Genomic DNA, 14,149 nt, shown 5'->3' with positions numbered 1-14,149 from the left:
GAGGCGGCCGCGCAGGCCGCCGCGGCGGCCCGGGCCCGTGCGGCGGCCGCCGAGCGTGCGGTGGCGGAGGCGGTCGAGCGGGCCGCGGCGGCCCGCGCCGCTTACCCACCTCGTTCGGGCGGGTCGACGGGAGACGTCTGGGCGATGGCGACGGCCGAATCGTCCGGGACAGTTGTCATGGGCGCGACGGAGGCGGCGGCGGACGAGGCCGCCGAGCACCGTAGCGTGGATCATGACCTGGGCGCTTCGGCGCCCGAGGACCACGGCACGGAGCCGGGCGACGGCGCCCGCTCCGGCGGCGTGGTGTGAACAGTTTGGTAGAGGGGACGGGCAGCGTGACGCTGACCATCGGAATCGACGTCGGCGGCACCAAGGTCGCCGGTGGCGTGGTCGACGAACAGGGCAACGTGCTCGCGTCGGACCGCAGGCCGACCCCGGCGGACGACCCCGCCGGGACCCGGGACACGATCGTCGAGGTGGCCGCCGAGCTGGCGGCGCGGTATCCGGACGCGAAGGCGATCGGGATCGGCGCGGCGGCGTGGATCAACGCGGCCGGTTCGACGGTGCTCTTCGCGCCGAACCTGGCCTGGCGGGACGAACCCCTCCAGTCGTACGTGAGCGAGGCCACCGGGCTGCCGGTCGTGCTGGACAACGACGCCAACGTCGCCGCCTGGGCGGAGTTCCGGTTCGGTGTCGCCGTCCACGCCGAGTCGATGTTGATGATCACCGTCGGCACCGGCATCGGCGGCGCGATCGTGGTGAACGGCGGCCTGTGGCGCGGCGCCCACGGCATCGCGGCCGAGCTGGGCCACATCCAGGCGGTTCCGGACGGGCACCCGTGCGGCTGCGGCCGTCTCGGCTGCCTGGAGCAGTACGCGAGCGGCAACGCGCTGGTCCGGTTCGGCCGGACCGGGGCGCGGCAGGAGCCGGAGCGGGCCGCCAAGCTGCTGGAACTGGCCGGCGGCGACCCGCTGGCGATCTCCGGCCGGCAGGTCACCGAGGCGGCGCGGGCCGGCGACGGCGTCGCGATGGACGCGTTCGCCCAGGTCGGCTACTGGCTCGGCGTGGCCCTGGCGGACCTGGCGCAGAGCATCGATCCGCAGGTCATGGTGATCGGTGGCGGCGTGGTCGACGCCGGGCCGCTGCTGATGGGGCCGATCGAACGGGCGTACCGGGAGCAGTTGTCCAACCGCGGCCGGTTCCCGGTGGCCGAGGTGCACGCCGCCCGGATGGGCAACGCGGCCGGCGTGGTCGGCGCGGCCGACCTGGCGCGACGCGCCTGAGGACGCGGGGTGTCCGGGGTGGCGGGTGGGTCCGGGGTTCCGCTGCGTGTGGTCAGCTACAACGTCCACGGGTTGCGGGACGACCGGGCCGCACTGATCGGCCTGGTCCGTGACCTGGCCCCGGACGTCCTCGTCGTGCAGGAGGCGCCGCGCCGGTTCCGGTGGCGGCAGAAATGCGCGCGACTCGCCTCCGAGACCGGTCTCGTGGTGGCCGCCGGCGGCCTGCCCTCGCTGGGCAACCTGCTGCTGGTCAGCCTGCGGGTGGCGATCCGGCGGAGCTGGTGCGTGCGCTACCCGCTGACCCCGGGCCGGCATCTGCGCGGCGCGGTGTTCGCCGAGGGCGCGGTCCGCGGCGCCACCTTCACGGTGTCCGGATCGCACCTGGCCACCGACCCGGCCGAGCGCCCGTCCCAGGCGGCGTACTGGAAGGCCGAACTGGACCGGGTCGAGGGGCCGATGATCGTCGCGGCCGACCTGAACGAGGGCCCCGGTGGCAGCGCCTGGCGGATGATCGAGGACGGCCTGCTCGGGTCGGGGGAGGACACGCCCACCTTCCCGGCCACGGTGCCCAGCCGGCGCATCGACGGGCTCTTCGTGACCCCCGGCGTGGCCATCGAAGGTTACGAGATCATCTCGACCGACCGGACACGCGTCGCGAGTGATCATTTACCGATCGTCGCGGACCTTCTGCTCCCTTCCTCCTAGCGTTTCGGTCTGCGAGGATCGCCGGGTGCAAGACACCCCGGACCTCGGTGACCGTGGCGGCGCCGTGTGCGTGATCGGCGCCGGCGCGAGCGGCCTGACCGCCATCAAGAACCTGCGCGAGCTGGGCTTCGCGGTCGACTGCTACGAGCGTGAGACATCGGTCGGCGGCGCGTGGAACTGGCGTCACGACCGCAGCCCGGTCTCCGCGGGAACCCATCTGGTCACCTCCCGGCCGCTCACCGAGTTCCCCGACTTCCCGATGCCGGACACCTGGCCCGACTACCCGCACCACAGCCGGGTCCTGGAGTACCTGGAGCGGTACGCCGGGCACTTCGGGCTGAGCGACCACATCTGGTACGGCATGGAGGTCGTGTCCGTCGTCCCGGCCGGCGACGGCCGCTGGGACGTCACGATCAACTCGACCGGCGGCGGCTCGTCCCGGGTCCAGCGGTACGCGGCGGTGGTGATCGCGAACGGCCACCACTGGTCGCCGGTCAGCCCGGAGATCCCCGGTGACTTCAGCGGGCAGGTGATCCACGCGGCGGGGTACAAGGACCCGTCCCGGCTGCGTGACCGGCGGGTGCTGGTGATCGGCGGCGGCAACACCGGCTGCGACATCGCGGTCGAGGCGGCCCAGCACGCCGAGCGGGTGTGGCACTCCACCCGGCGCGGCTACTGGTACGGCCCGAAGTACATCGGCGACCGCCCCGCCGATCAGGTGCGCCACCGCAAGGGCCCGGCGTGGCTGCGGGAGCGGCGCTACCGCCGCGCCGCCGCCGACCTCACCCGGTGGGGTGTCCCGGCGCCGGAGCACGCCCCGTTCGAGAGCCACCCGGTCGTCAACGGCCTGCTGCCGGAGTACCTGCGGCACGGCCGGATCGAGGCGGTCCCGGACGTGTCCCGCTACGACGGCAAGGCCGTGGAGCTGACCGACGGCCGCCGGATCGAACCCCATCTGGTGATCACCGCCACCGGCTACCGGCCGCGTTTCGACTTCCTCGCCCCCGAGCTGCTGGACATCGACGAGCGCGGCCGCCCCGACCTGCACCTGCACGTCTTCGCCCGCAAGCACCCGACGCTCGCGGTGGTCGGCCTGGTCCAGCCGGACGCCGGGCTGTTCCCGCTGGCGCACTGGCAGAGCGTGGCGGTGGCGCGCTGGCTGCGGCTGCACGGCACCGACCCGGAGCGGGCCTCCGCCGTCCAGCGGGAGGAGTCCCAGCGGCCGCTGGCCTCGTGGTCGCGACGCCGGGTGGTCCCCACCCGGCGGCACTGGTTCGAGGTGGACCACGTCGACTACCTGCGCACCGTGGAGAGCCTCCTGAGCCGTCTGGAGGGCGTCAAGTGAGCGAGATCCTGCGGTTCCGGGACTGGGCCGAACCGGTGCCGCCCGCCGCGCGTGAGGTCGTCTCGAAGCTGCCCGAGGCCGACGAGGGGCGCCCGCCGCTGCTGTTCGTGCCCGGCCTCGGCCACGGCGGCTGGGCGTTCGCCGAACACTGGCTCGGGCACGTCGCGGCCCGCGGCTTCCCGGCCCACGCCGTCACCCCGCGGGCCGGCGGCGACCTGCGCGCTCAGGCGCACGACGTGGTGCAGGTGGCGGCGTCGCTGCCGCGCCAGGCGGTGCTGATCGGCCACGGCACCGGGGCGCGCGTGGTGGCCCGGGCGCTGGGCCGCTACCCGGCCCGTGCGGCCGTTCTGGTGGCCCCGGTGCTGGACGGCTGGGCGGCGCTCGGCGCGGCACTGCGCAGCAACCCGGCCGGGACCGTCCCGGCGCTGGCCGGCGGCCGCCTGCGGTTCTCCGCCCGGCAGCTGTTCGGGGCGAACGTCCCGGCCGAGGAGGCCGCCGCGCACCTGGAGCGGATCGGCGCCCGCCCGCGGGCCGACCTGTTCGGCCGGGCCGACCTGCCGGAGCCGGTCGGCGGACCGCCGGTCCTGGTGGCCGGTAGCCCGGACGACCGGGTGGTGCCGCGGGCGGCCCTGGACCGGGCGGCCGCCCGCTACGGCGGGGCCCCGCTGCTCTTCCCCGGCATGGGCCACTACCTGATGCTGGAGCCGAGCTGGGCCGAGCCGATCGACGCCGTTCTGGACTGGCTGCTCAAGGAGCTGTGAGCCGCTCGGCCAGCCGGCCGCTGTGGTCGAGCGCGCTCAGGTAGGCGCGCGCCCAGGCCATGATGTCGTGTTCGGTGAGGTGCCGGCGCATCGACGACATCCGGGCGGCCAGGTCCTCGCCGTTCGCCTCCATGGCCCGCAACAGGGTGGCCTTGAGCCCGTCCACGTCGTGCGGGTTCACCAGGAACGCCTGTTCCAGTTCGGCGGCCGCGCCGGCGAACTCGCTGAGCACCAGGGCGCCGGCGCCGTCCTCGCGGGCCGCCACGAACTCCTTGGCGACCAGGTTCATCCCGTCCCGGAGCGGGGTCACCACCATGACGTCCGCGGTCAGGTAGAGGGCGGCCAGGTCGGACCGGGAGAACGGCTGGTTCAGGTAGTGGATGGCCGGTTCGCCGACCCGGCCGTACTCGCCGTTGATCCGGCCGACCTCGCCCTCGATCCGGTCGCGCAGGTCCCGGTAGCTCTCCACCCGTTCCCGGCTGGGCACCGCCACCTGGACCATCACCGTGTCCCGCACCTTCACGTACCCGTCCCGCAGCAACTCGCTGTACGCCGTGAGCCGGTGCTCGATGCCCTTGGTGTAGTCGAGCCGGTCGACGCTGAGCAGCACCCGTTTCGGCTCACCGAGACTGTGCCGCAGCTGTCCGGCCTGGGTGACCACGTCGGGCCGGGTGGCCAGCGCCCGCATCTCGGCGACGTCGATGGAGACCGGGAAGGCGCCGGTCCGTACGGTCCGCCCGCCGACCGTGATGGCGTCGTCGGTGGCGTGCGCGCCGAGCAGCTTCTTGGCGAGCTGGGCGACGTTGTGGGCGGCCTGTTCCCGCTGGAAGCCGACCAGGTCCGCGCCGAGCATCCCGCGCAGCAGCTCGACCCGCCGGGGCAGCTGCATGTAGAGCTCGGGCGGCGGGAACGGCACGTGCATGAAGAACCCGATCAGCAGGTCCGGCCGCAGGTCCCGGAGCATCGCCGGCACCAGCTGGAGGTGGTAGTCCTGCACCCAGACGGCGGCGCCCGGCTCGGCCACCGCGGCGGCGGCCTCGGCGAACCGGCGGTTGACCGTCCGGTACGTCTCCCACCAGCCCCGGTCGAAGGTCGGCTGCTGCACCGCGTCGTGGTAGAGCGGCCACAGGGTCGAGTTGGCGAACCCCTCGTAGTAGCCGCGCAGCTCCTCCTCGGTCAGCGACACGGGTTGTAACCGCAGGGTGCCGACGTCTGGCAGGGCCGGCGCCGGGCCGACCCCGCCGGCCCACCCGACCCAGGTGGCCGGGGTCTGTTCCAGGATCGCGTGCAGGGCGCTGGCCAGCCCACCTGGGCTCCGGCGCCACTCGCAGGCGCCGTCCGGAGCGGCATTGTCATCCAGGGGCAGACGGTTGGCGATGACGACGAGCGAACTCTGACGCATCACCGTAGGTTACGGGGTAAACACCAACATCGGTCTATACGACGGCGCCGTCGTCGAATTCGTCGTCGTCGTCACCCGAGCGCAGCCGCCAGACCAGGGTGACCGCCCCGCCGACGATCGCCGCGAAGCCGAACAGGGTCACCAGGTTGCGGTCGATCGGGACGAGGTCGGGGAACAGGAACAGCACGAAGCCGATCGTGATGCCCAGCAGGCCCATCACCGCGTACTTCGAGATGTGCGGCAGGGGTGGGGGAGGGGGCGGGATGTACCGCTCGTCCTCGTCGTCGTCAGCGGGCAGATCGTCGCCGAACGTGTCGAGTCCGTAAAGGATCGACGGCTCCGGCGGGGGCGGGTCGGTCCGCCGCCGGTGGTGCGGCGTGCCCTCCTCGGTCACCGGCCGGGCCGGGGGCGGCGGAGTGTCCTCGGCGGCCGGCCACGGAGCGGTCTCGGCGTCGACGGTGGTGTGGAAACCCGCGATGATCTTCGCCCACTCCTCGTCCACCTCGGCCTGTGGCCGTGGGTCGGACGGCGCCGGCGGCGCGGGTGGGGTGGGCGGCGTCCCGCCGGTCACCTTCTGCAGGTGCTCCCGGGCGGTCTCCAGGCGGGTGCGGTCGACATAGAGCCGGTCGATCGGCCGGGCCGGCAGTGTGGTGGCTCGCAGGATCGGGTTCAGATCCGCGGTGGGCTGCAAATACGCGGCGATCCCTCCGGCCGCCAGCACGTCGAGCAGATGCTCGCCGATGCGTGGATCCACGTCACCCGCCACCGCGTAGTCGGCAGCGTCGAGCCCGTTGTCGCGCCGCCCACGACGGGCTCCACCCGCTGTCACCGATGCACACCCCCTTGCCGACCGTGCCTTGAATGGTGACACGGCAGGCGCCTGTTGCGGGAGTGCGTTGTGGCGTGCCGCCCCCGCTTCGTACGCTTCCTGTCGCCCCGGACACCCGCGGCATCCGCTGAAAGGACGTCAGTGTTCTACTGGCTGCTGAAGTTGGTGGTCCTCGGACCGCTGCTGAAACTCGTCTTCCGACCCCGTGTGGAGGGCCTGAGGAACGTGCCCCGCTCGGGTCCGGTCATCCTCGCCTGCAACCACCTTTCGTTCTCCGACTCGATCTTCACCCCGCTGATCATGAAGCGGAAAGTGACCTTCGTCGCCAAGGCCGAATACTTCACCGGCAAGGGGATCAAGGGCTGGTTCTCGCGGATGTTCTTCACCGGCGCGGGGACGATCCCGGTGGACCGTTCGGGTGGCGAGGCCGCCCAGGCGGCGCTGAACACCCTCCTGCGGGTGCTGCGCGAGGGCAACGTGGCCGGCATCTATCCGGAGGGCACCCGCTCGCCCGACGGGCGTCTCTACCGCGGCAAGACCGGGGTGGCCCGGCTGGCGCTGGAGAGCGGCGCCCCGGTCGTGCCGGTGGCGCTGCTGAACACCGACGAGATCCAGCCGACCGGGACACTGGTCCCGACGGTGAAGCGGGTGCGGATCCGGATCGGCGCGCCGCTCGACTTCTCCCGGTACGCCGACCAGCGCGGTGACCGGTTCGTCGAGCGCGCCATCACCGACGAGATCATGTACGAGCTGATGACCCTCTCGGGCCGCGAGTACGTCGACGTCTACGCCTCGACGCTCAAGGCGCCGACCGCCTAACCGGTCATCCCGGCGCGCCGCCGCAGGGCCTGCACATCGGTGACGACGATGCGCCGGCCCTCGGTGCGCAGCCAGCCCCGGCTCGCGAAGGAGCCGATCGCCTGGTTGACGCTCTGCCGGGAGCCGCCGGCCATCTCGGCGAGCTGGCTCTGGTTGAGCTCGATGGTGATCATCGGCGCCTGGCTCTCCCCGGAGAGCCGGACCAGGGTCTTGGCCACCCGGCCGGGCAGGTCGAGGAAGACGTGATCCGCGTTCTGCTCGGTGAGGCGGCGGATCAGGCCGCCGACCGAGCGCATCACCGCGTCCAGGATGCGCGGGTTGGAGTGGACCAGCTCCATGAAGGCGACCCGGGACAGCGAGAGCGCCTGGGAGTCCTCGATGGCCTCGGCCGACGCGCTGCGGGTGGAGGCGTCCAACAGGGACACCTCGCCCAGCACGTCGGGCGGGCGGACCACGGTGAGGACGGCGCGCTCGCCGGTCGGCGCGGTCCGGAAGACGGCGACGGCGCCCCGCTTCATGATGATCAGCGAGTCGCCGGGGTCGTGCTCCACGAAGAGGATCTGGCCCTTGCGGTAGTGGCGTGGGACGGCCGCGGCCACGACCCGCTGGCGCACCTCCGGTTCGAGACCGGCGAACATGTCCACGCCGGTGAGCGCGTCGCCGGAATCCGGCAAGCGATGGTCCACGGCGCTATCCCTCCCCCGGTCGGGACCGCGTCGATCATGGGCCGGCGTCGGCCCCACGACGCGAACGATCACTCTTAGCACGAAGCGTGCCTCGAACGCCATTTTCGAAACGGACATCGGGGCTCGCCTCGTACGATCATGTCCCTTCAGTAGCGTTCTGTAAACCGTCAATCTCGCACAGTGACCGTCGCCCATGTTGTCCGTCGCTTTAGCGGCTTGTGCCGAGATAATCCCGCAGTGCCGGATGACGAGCTTCTTCGATCGACCCTGCGCGACCAGTGGCACCTCACGCCGACCGAGCTGACCGAGCTTCCGGCCGCACTGCTGTCGCGCGGCTGGGTTTTCGTGGCGGGCGCCGCCCGCTACACGGCCCGGCTCGTGGAGGCGGCCGCCCGGCAGGCCTTCGAGGCCGGACTGCTCGCCGCCGAGCACCTGGGCGCCCGGCGGATCGACGCGGGGCAGCCGGTCCGTACCCTCGGCGGCGCCCTCACCGCGGAGATCCCGCTCGGGGCGCTGGCCGTCCTGCGGCGGGTCCCGGGGCGCTGTCTGGACGGGCGGGATCCGGTCGATCAGCAGTGGTGGGGCGAGCGCCTCGGCGCCGTACACCGGGCTCTTCAAGGTTTTCGGCATCCGGGCCTGCGCCCGTGGCGACTGCCGGACCCCGACGCGGGCCATCTCGGCGCGGAGCCCTGGCTCCGCGAGGCGGTGACCACCGCGGTCACCGCGGCCACCCGGCTGACCGTGACCGATCAGCTCACCTACGGGGTGCTGCACGGCGATCCGGCGCCGCAGGCGTTCGTCCTCGACCAGTCCACCGGGCGGCTCGGGCTGCTGCACTGCGGGGCCAGCGGCACCGGCCCGCTGGTCTACGACGTGGCCGCCGCGGTCGCCTACGCCGGCGGGCCGGACCGGGCCGCCGAGCTGCTGGACGGTTACCGCGCCGCGGGACCGGTCGGCCCCGACGAACTGGACGCCGCCCTGCCGGTCCTGCTGCGGCTGCGCTGGGCCGTGCTGGCCGAGCGGGCGGCCCGGCGCGGCTGCCCCACCGCGCTGGAGACCGCCCGGGAGGCCCTGGAGTCCATGCCCGGATGACGATGGGTCAGGATGGACCCCGATGCCATACCGCTATTTCTATGACTGCGAGTTCATCGAGGACGGCCGGATCGTCGACCTGGTCTCGATCGGTGTCGTCGACGAGTTCGGCCGGGAGTTCTACGCGGTCAGCACCGAGTTCGACGACTCCCGCGCCGTGCCCTGGGTGCGCCGCAACGTGCTCGACAAGCTGCCGTCCCCGTCCGACCGGGCGTGGCGCAGCCGGGAGCGGATCCGCGAGGAGCTGTACGAGTTCCTGGTCGAGCCGATCCGCGGCCGCAACGAGCAGATGGAGCTCTGGGCCTGGTACGCGGCCTACGACCACGTCGCGCTCGCCCAGCTGTGGGGCGCCATGCCGGCCCTGCCCCGGGAGATCCCGCGGTTCACCAAGGACCTGCGCCAGCGGTGGGACGATCTGGGCCGCCCGCACCTGCCGGAGATGGCCGGCCGGCACGACGCCCTGGTCGACGCGCGGCACAACCTGGCCCGGTGGAACGCTATGTCCGCGAAGGCCTGAGCGGCGGGACGCACTGCCGCATGACCGCGCGGATGTCGGTGTCGGTCGGCGCGTGGCCGAGTGAGCCGTTGTCCGGCCGGGCCCGCAGGCCGTCGATCACCAGCTCCAGATAGCGCTCGTAGAGGCCGGGCCGGCAGTCGGCGCTGTGCTGCGCCAGCTCGGTGACCATCGCCATGATGATCGGGAAGTCGTGGAACCCGGCATCGGCCCGGAGCGTGCCCTCGGCGTGCGCGCGCTCCATGATCTGCTCCAGCAGCGGGACGATCTGCTCGCTCGCCGTCGTGAAATGCTGCTCGTCCATGCTCAGCGCGGCGTCGCGCAGGCCGCGGTCGGCCGCGTGCCAGCGCGCCGACGTGCGCAGGAAGCCGGTGAGCCCCTCCCAGGCGGACGGGGCGGCGAGCGCCTCCTCGGCGAGGGTCACCAGGTCTTCCAGCCGGTCGGTGAAGACCGCCTCGATCAGCTCCTCCTTGGTGGGGAACCGCCGGTAGACCGTGCCCACGCCCACGCCCGCGTGGTGGGCCACGTCGTCGAGGGTGGCCGCGAACCCACGGGCGGCGAAGACCTCGTGGGCGGCGGAGAGGATCCGCTCCCGGTTGCGCTGAGCGTCGCGCCGAAGGGCCATGTGGCCAAGCCTACAACTAAGTGGAGGGGATTCCTCAACTTCTGCTGCTAGCCTGCCGAAGTGGAGGACGTACCTCAACTTAGCGTCGGAAGGCTCCCGCATGAGCAGCACCGTTATTGATCGGCCGCCGTCCACCGGACGTGAGGCGGGGCGCTGGTGGGCGCTCGTCGTGCTCGCTCTGGCGCAGCTCATGGTCGTGCTGGACGCCACCATCGTGAACATCGCCCTGCCCACCGCCCAGGCCGACATCGGCTTCGACGACCACGGCCGGCAGTGGGTGGTCACCGGTTACGCCCTCGCCTTCGGCAGCCTGCTGCTGCTCGGCGGCCGGCTCTCCGACTTCTTCGGCCGCAAGCGGATGTTCGTCATCGGCCTGGTCGGTTTCGCCCTGGCCTCCGCGCTCGGCGGCGCCGCGGGCAGCCTGGAGCTGCTCATCGTGGCCCGCGCCCTCCAGGGCGTCTTCGGCGCCGCGCTGGCCCCCGCCGCGCTGTCGCTGCTGTCCACCACGTTCACCGAGCCCGCCGAGCGCGGCAAGGCGTTCGGCATCTTCGGCGCCATCTCCGGCGCGGGCGGCGGCATCGGCCTGCTGCTCGGCGGCGTGCTCACCGAGTACGTCTCCTGGCGCTGGTGCCTCTACGTCAACCTGGTGATCGCCGCGATCGCCGTGGCCGGCGCCTTCCTCAAGCTGCGCGACGAGCCGGTCCCCGCGCACGGCCGGATCGACGTCCCCGGGACGATCACCGCCGTCGCCGGCCTGGTGGCTCTCGTCTACGGCCTGGCCAACGCCGAGAGCGACGGCTGGACCGGCGCCACCACCCTCGGCCCGATCCTCGCCGGCCTGGTCCTGCTCACCGCCTTCGTGCTGATCGAGCGCCGCTCCACGCACCCGCTGCTGCCGTTGCGCGTCGTCCTCGACCGTAACCGCGGCGGCTCCTACGCCTCCATCGCGATCGCCGGCGCCGGCATGTTCGGCATCTTCCTCTTCCTCACGTACTACCTGGCCGGCATCCTGCGGTTCACCCCGATCGAGACCGGCCTGGCCTTCCTGCCGATGCTCGGCGCGGTGATGCTCACCGCCACCACCGCCGGATCGATGCTCGCGCCCAAGGTCGGCCCGCGCCCGCTGGTCCCGGTCGGCGCCCTGGTCGCGGCCGGCGGCATGACCCTGCTGACCCGCCTCGAGCTCGACTCCACCTACGTGTCCGGCGTCCTGCCCGGCCTGATCATCATCGGCCTCGGCCTCGGCCTGGTCTTCGCGCCGACCCAGAACGCCGCCACCTCCGGCGTCGAACACCGTGACGCCGGTGTCGCCTCCGCGATGATCAACACGGTTCAGCAGATCGGTGGCTCCATCGGCACCGCGCTGCTCAGCTCGTTCGCCGCCACCGCCGCCGCCGACCACATGGCCGGCCAGGAGCCGACCCCGCTGGTCCAGGCCCAGGCCGCGTTGGCGAGCTACCACACGGTGTTCTGGTGGTCGGCCGGCTTCTTCGTCCTGGCCGCCGTCGTCGCCGCGGTGCTCTTCCGCACCGGCCCGCTCGACGTCGACCCGGACGCCCCGCCCGCCATGGCCCACTGACGGCCCGGCCACGCTCTCCGGGGCCGGTCACCCTCACGTCCCGACCCTTTCCGGTACGAGCGGCGAGGCCCGCGAGAACACAGCGGCCGCCCGCTGGGCGCCACGCGAGCCGGGCGGGACACCGGGCCGCGGCGCGACCGCCGGGGTGAGGAGCGGGTCCCTCTCCAGGCCGCGCCGCCCACACCCGCAGACCACGGGCCACACGATCACTGATCGTGTGGCCCCTCGTCGTTCCCGCAGCTCTCGGCCGGGATTCCGGGGGCGCCGCGCGATCGGGGCGCTCCGCGCCAAAACAGTCCGGTTTCTGTGGGGCGCGTTCACCCGCCTCAGGTGCGGCGACTAGAGTGCGATTGCGGGCCCGCCCCGGGCCGGCAACGCTGCCGACGAAATCGTCCCTGGGGCCTCGACGGGCTATCCGCACTTCGCTACCCGATCCAGGGGGAAGAATAATGCGTATCGGCGTGCTCACCGGTGGCGGCGACTGCCCCGGTCTCAACGCGGTCATCCGCGCCGTGGTCCGTAAGGGCGTGACCGCTTACGGTCACGAGTTCGTCGGCTTCCGCGACGGCTGGAAGGGCCCGCTGGAGGGTCTCACCAAGCCGCTCGGTATCGCTGAGGTCCGTGGCATCCTGCCCCGCGGCGGCACCATCCTGGGCTCCTCGCGCACCAACCCGTTCAAGATCGAGGGCGGTGTCGAGAAGATCAAGGCCAACCTGGCCGAGCAGGGCGTGGACGCGCTGGTCGCGATCGGCGGCGAGGACACCCTCGGCGTCGCGACCAAGCTGCACGACCTGGGCGTCAACGTCGTCGGCGTGCCGAAGACGATCGACAACGACCTGAACGGCACCGACTACACCTTCGGCTTCGACACCGCGGTCAACATCGCGATGGAGGCCATCGACCGGCTGCACACCACCGCCGAGTCGCACCACCGCACCCTGGTCGTCGAGGTCATGGGCCGCCACGCCGGCTGGATCGCGCTGCACGCCGGTCTCGCCGGTGGCGCCAACGTGATCCTGCTGCCGGAGCGCCAGTTCGACGTCGAGCAGGTCGCCACCTACGTGACCAAGCGCTTCCAGGTGGAGTACGCGCCGATCGTCGTCGTCGCCGAGGGCGCCCAGCCGCTCGACGGCCAGATGGTGCTGCACAACCAGGAGCTGGACAGCTTCGGCCACGTCCGCCTCGGCGGCATCGGCCAGTGGCTGGCCGAGCAGCTGGAGGAGAAGACCGGCAAGGAGGCCCGCACGGTCGTCCTCGGTCACATCCAGCGCGGCGGCACCCCGACCGCGTTCGACCGGGTGCTCTCCACCCGCTTCGGCCTGCAGGCGATCGACGCCGTGCACGAGGGCGACTTCGGCAAGATGGTCGCGCTCAAGGGCACCGACGTCGTCCGGATCCCGCTGATCGAGGGCACCGGCGAGCTGAAGACCGTTCCGCTCGAGCGGTACGAAGAGGCCGAGGTCTTCTTCGGCAACTGATCGACCGGGAATGCCGGGGGCCGTCCGGTCCCCGGCATTCCGCGTTTTCCCGGCCGGCTGTCGGCACTGACAGCCGGCCGGAACCGAGATCGAGGAGTCTGCGTTGCCCGAGCAAACCGTCGCGGTCATCGGGGCCGGCAAGATGGGTGAACTCGTCCTCTCCGGCCTGCTCCGCTCCGGCTGGCCCGCCGAGCGGCTGCTGGTCACCGTCCGGCGGGCGGCCCGCGGCGCCGAGCTGGCCGACCGGTACGGCGTGACGGTCGTCGACAACGCGGAGGCCGTCAGCCGGGCCGGCATCCTGGCCGTCGGGGTGAAGCCACAGGACGCGGGCGCGCTCCTCGACGAGATCGGCGGGAAGATCACGGCCGACAAGCTGATCGTGTCGCTCTGCGCCGGCCTGCCCACCAGCTTCTTCGCCGCCCGGCTGCCGGAGGGCACCCCGGTCGTGCGGGTCATGACGAACACCCCGGCACTGGTCGACCAGGCGATGACCGCGATCTCGGCGGGCCCGCACGCCGGCGGCGAACACCTGGCCGTCGCCGAGGAGATGTTCAAGCCGCTCGGCGTGACCATCCGGGTGCCCGAGTCGCAGCAGGACGCGGTCACCGCGCTCTCCGGCTCCGGTCCGGCCTACTTCTACCTGCTGGTCGAGGCGATGATCGACGCCGGTGTCCTGCTCGGCCTGCCCCGCCAGGTGGCGCACGAGCTGATCGTGCAGACCGCGATCGGCTCGTCCGTGATGCTGCGCGACTCCGGCGAGCACCCGGTCAAGCTGCGCGAGGCGGTCACCTCCCCGGCCGGTACGACCATCGCCGCCATCCACGAACTGGAGAAGCACGGTGTCCGCGCCGCGCTCCTCGACGCCCTCGAAGCGGCCCGCAACCGGGCCCGAGACATAGCCTCCCAGGCGAAGTAGCCCCAGCCACCCCTCAGCGCCGTCTCCAGGCCCGTGCGGCGTCCAGCCGCGGCCACCGATCTGAGCCCGGAAGCGCCTCGCGGGCGGGACCGGGCAGTGCGATCGCGGCGTGCCA

Annotated in this window: 15 protein-coding genes; 11 read left to right on the top strand and 4 right to left on the bottom strand. The window is 72.5% G+C overall.

Going from position 1 to position 14,149, the window contains the following annotated elements:
* The 5 genes from J5X75_RS07190 to J5X75_RS07170 form a co-directional block, all read left to right on the top strand.
* Positions 1–309: hypothetical protein (locus J5X75_RS07190; RefSeq protein ID WP_208466479.1), on the top strand; the 309-nt coding region annotated here is incomplete at its 5' end.
* Positions 310–335: 26 nt separating this feature from the next.
* The gene (locus J5X75_RS07185; RefSeq protein WP_208466478.1) at positions 336–1,283 is read left to right on the top strand and encodes an ROK family glucokinase; all 948 of its coding nucleotides are present in this window, start codon (positions 336–338) and stop codon (positions 1,281–1,283) included.
* A gap of 18 nt (positions 1,284–1,301) precedes the next feature.
* On the top strand, positions 1,302–1,988 hold the full coding sequence (locus tag J5X75_RS07180; RefSeq protein WP_208466517.1) for an endonuclease/exonuclease/phosphatase family protein: 687 nt from the start codon (positions 1,302–1,304) through the stop codon (positions 1,986–1,988).
* Positions 1,989–2,013: 25 nt separating this feature from the next.
* Complete coding sequence (locus J5X75_RS07175) at positions 2,014–3,333, top strand: flavin-containing monooxygenase (RefSeq protein ID WP_208466477.1); 1,320 nt, start codon at positions 2,014–2,016, stop codon at positions 3,331–3,333.
* A complete protein-coding gene (locus J5X75_RS07170) occupies positions 3,330–4,094 on the top strand; it encodes an alpha/beta hydrolase (RefSeq protein WP_208466476.1) in 765 nt (254 codons plus the stop codon). The genes J5X75_RS07175 and J5X75_RS07170 overlap by 4 nt, the downstream gene beginning before the upstream one ends.
* Here J5X75_RS07170 and J5X75_RS07165 read toward each other — a convergent pair.
* Positions 4,081–5,496 carry an alpha,alpha-trehalose-phosphate synthase (UDP-forming) gene (locus tag J5X75_RS07165; protein WP_208466475.1) on the bottom strand — a complete coding sequence of 472 codons (1,416 nt, stop codon included), beginning with the start codon at positions 5,494–5,496 and terminating at the stop codon, positions 4,081–4,083. The two genes, J5X75_RS07170 and J5X75_RS07165, sit on opposite strands and share 14 nt — an antisense overlap.
* A gap of 34 nt (positions 5,497–5,530) precedes the next feature.
* The gene (locus J5X75_RS07160; protein WP_208466474.1) at positions 5,531–6,325 is read right to left on the bottom strand and encodes a DUF308 domain-containing protein; all 795 of its coding nucleotides are present in this window, start codon (positions 6,323–6,325) and stop codon (positions 5,531–5,533) included.
* Positions 6,326–6,466: 141 nt separating this feature from the next.
* Here J5X75_RS07160 and J5X75_RS07155 point away from each other — a divergent pair, with 141 nt between their 5' ends.
* Positions 6,467–7,144 carry a lysophospholipid acyltransferase family protein gene (locus tag J5X75_RS07155; RefSeq protein ID WP_208466473.1) on the top strand — a complete coding sequence of 226 codons (678 nt, stop codon included), beginning with the start codon at positions 6,467–6,469 and terminating at the stop codon, positions 7,142–7,144.
* Here the strand turns inward: J5X75_RS07155 and J5X75_RS07150 are convergent.
* Positions 7,141–7,830 (bottom strand): Crp/Fnr family transcriptional regulator, encoded by a 690-nt coding sequence (locus J5X75_RS07150; protein ID WP_183217298.1) that lies wholly within the window; start codon positions 7,828–7,830, stop codon positions 7,141–7,143. The genes J5X75_RS07155 and J5X75_RS07150 overlap by 4 nt on opposite strands.
* Before the next feature lie 237 nt (positions 7,831–8,067).
* Between J5X75_RS07150 and J5X75_RS07145 the strand changes: the two genes are divergently transcribed.
* Entirely contained in the window at positions 8,068–8,922 is an 855-nt protein-coding gene (locus J5X75_RS07145; RefSeq protein ID WP_208466472.1) for a phosphotransferase enzyme family protein, read from the top strand.
* 22 nt (positions 8,923–8,944) lie between these two features.
* Positions 8,945–9,439 (top strand): polyadenylate-specific 3'-exoribonuclease AS, encoded by a 495-nt coding sequence (locus J5X75_RS07140; RefSeq protein ID WP_208466471.1) that lies wholly within the window; start codon positions 8,945–8,947, stop codon positions 9,437–9,439.
* On the opposite strand, the gene J5X75_RS07135 is transcribed toward J5X75_RS07140, so the two are convergent.
* Positions 9,420–10,061, bottom strand: a complete 642-nt coding sequence (locus tag J5X75_RS07135; protein WP_208466470.1) for a TetR/AcrR family transcriptional regulator — start codon at positions 10,059–10,061, stop codon at positions 9,420–9,422. The genes J5X75_RS07140 and J5X75_RS07135 overlap by 20 nt on opposite strands.
* Before the next feature lie 100 nt (positions 10,062–10,161).
* Between J5X75_RS07135 and J5X75_RS07130 the strand changes: the two genes are divergently transcribed.
* From J5X75_RS07130 to proC, 3 genes are all read left to right on the top strand, one after another.
* On the top strand, positions 10,162–11,640 hold the full coding sequence (locus J5X75_RS07130; RefSeq protein ID WP_208466469.1) for a DHA2 family efflux MFS transporter permease subunit: 1,479 nt from the start codon (positions 10,162–10,164) through the stop codon (positions 11,638–11,640).
* A gap of 449 nt (positions 11,641–12,089) precedes the next feature.
* Positions 12,090–13,118: a 6-phosphofructokinase gene (locus tag J5X75_RS07125; protein ID WP_208466468.1), complete on the top strand. Its 1,029-nt coding sequence runs from the start codon at positions 12,090–12,092 to the stop codon at positions 13,116–13,118.
* A 103-nt stretch (positions 13,119–13,221) separates the two neighbouring features.
* A complete protein-coding gene (gene proC, locus J5X75_RS07120; protein WP_208466467.1) occupies positions 13,222–14,034 on the top strand; it encodes a pyrroline-5-carboxylate reductase in 813 nt (270 codons plus the stop codon).
* The last annotated feature ends 115 nt before the right edge of the window (positions 14,035–14,149 follow it).

Source organism: Actinoplanes flavus (assembly GCF_017592555.1).
In the GTDB taxonomy this organism is placed as follows: Bacteria; Actinomycetota; Actinomycetes; order Mycobacteriales; family Micromonosporaceae; genus Actinoplanes; species Actinoplanes flavus.
The sequence above is the reverse complement of the archived record's forward strand: the minus strand, read 5'-3'. Positions and strand labels throughout refer to the sequence as shown.

Coding starts and splice junctions, on each gene's coding strand:
- J5X75_RS07125 (WP_208466468.1), top strand. CDS start 12,090: ATGCGTATCGGCGTGCTCACCGGTGGCGGCGACTGCCCCGGTCTCAAC.
- J5X75_RS07165 (WP_208466475.1), bottom strand. CDS start 5,496: ATGCGTCAGAGTTCGCTCGTCGTCATCGCCAACCGTCTGCCCCTGGAT.
- J5X75_RS07140 (WP_208466471.1), top strand. CDS start 8,945: ATGCCATACCGCTATTTCTATGACTGCGAGTTCATCGAGGACGGCCGG.
- J5X75_RS07130 (WP_208466469.1), top strand. CDS start 10,162: ATGAGCAGCACCGTTATTGATCGGCCGCCGTCCACCGGACGTGAGGCG.
- J5X75_RS07135 (WP_208466470.1), bottom strand. CDS start 10,061: ATGGCCCTTCGGCGCGACGCTCAGCGCAACCGGGAGCGGATCCTCTCC.